This is a genomic window from Anaerococcus porci (assembly GCF_009696575.1).
Lineage (GTDB): Bacteria > Bacillota > Clostridia > Tissierellales > Peptoniphilaceae > Anaerococcus > Anaerococcus porci.
In genome coordinates, this window is record NZ_VULQ01000032.1 from 1 (window position 1) to 1,500 (window position 1,500).

A 1,500-nucleotide genomic window follows, 5' to 3' on the forward strand; every position below is an offset into this window, starting at 1 on the left:
GATTAAAAGTGGATTAGTGGCGAACGGGTGAGTAACACGTGAGTAACCTGCCTTACACAAGGGGATAGCCTTTGGAAACGAAGAATAATACCCTATAAAGTCAAATCATCGCATGATGGAATGACCAAAGAATATATCGGTGTAAGATGGACTTGCGTCTGATTAGCTAGTTGGTGAGATAAAAGCCCACCAAGGCAACGATCAGTAGCCGGCTTGAGAGAGTGTACGGCCACATTGGGACTGAGACACGGCCCAAACTCCTACGGGAGGCAGCAGTGGGGAATTTTGCACAATGGGGGAAACCCTGATGCAGCGACGCCGCGTGATTTAGAAGGCCTTCGGGTTGTAAAAATCTTTTTTATGGGATGAAAATGACAGTACCATAAGAATAAGGTCCGGCTAAATACGTGCCAGCAGCCGCGGTAATACGTATGGACCGAGCGTTGTCCGGAATCATTGGGCGTAAAGGGTACGTAGGCGGCCTAGTAAGTTAGAAGTGAAAGAACATAGCTCAACTATGTATAGCTTTTAAAACTGCTAAGCTTGAGAGATGGAAGGGAAAGTGGAATTCCTAGTGTAGCGGTGAAATGCGCAGATATTAGGAAGAATACCGGTGGCGAAGGCGACTTTCTGGTCATCATCTGACGCTGAGGTACGAAAGCGTGGGTAGCAAACAGGATTAGATACCCTGGTAGTCCACGCTGTAAACGATGAGTGTTAGGTTCTTGGAATAATCTGGGAGCCGCAGCTAACGCATTAAACACTCCGCCTGGGGAGTACGCACGCAAGTGTGAAACTCAAAGGAATTGACGGGGACCCGCACAAGCAGCGGAGCATGTGGTTTAATTCGACGCAACGCGAAGAACCTTACCAAGTCTTGACATATTACGGAGGAATCTAGAGATAGATACTTAGGACTTCGGTCTACTGTAATACAGGTGGTGCATGGTTGTCGTCAGCTCGTGTCGTGAGATGTTGGGTTAAGTCCCATAACGAGCGCAACCCCTATCGTTAGTTACCATCATTAAGTTGGGGACTCTAGCGATACTGCCGGTGATAAACCGGAGGAAGGTGGGGACGACGTCAAATCATCATGCCCTTTATGACTTGGGCTACACACGTGCTACAATGGCAGGTACAGAGGGAAGCGAGAGGGCGACCTTAAGCAAAACTCAAAAAACCTGTCCCAGTTCGGATTGCACTCTGCAACTCGAGTGCATGAAGTTGGAGTTGCTAGTAATCGCGAATCAGAATGTCGCGGTGAATGCGTTCCCGGGTCTTGTACACACCGCCCGTCACACCATGGAAGTTGGCAATACCCGAAGCCTGTGAGCGAACCTTTTAGGACGCAGCAGTCGAAGGTAGGGTCAGTAACTGGGGTGAAGTCGTAACAAGGTAGCCGTATCGGAAGGTGCGGCTGGATCACCTCCTTTCTAAGGATGAGAAACTGACACGTTAGTTTTTCATACAAAGAAAATTAAAATATAAAACTTAAGTTTG

The 1,500-nt window shown here is 48.1% G+C and carries 1 rRNA gene; it reads left to right on the top strand.

The window, feature by feature from the left end:
• Positions 1-1,433: ribosomal RNA gene (locus tag FYJ26_RS10710) — 16S ribosomal RNA — on the top strand; the annotation flags it as partial.
• Positions 1,434-1,500 lie beyond the last annotated feature (67 nt).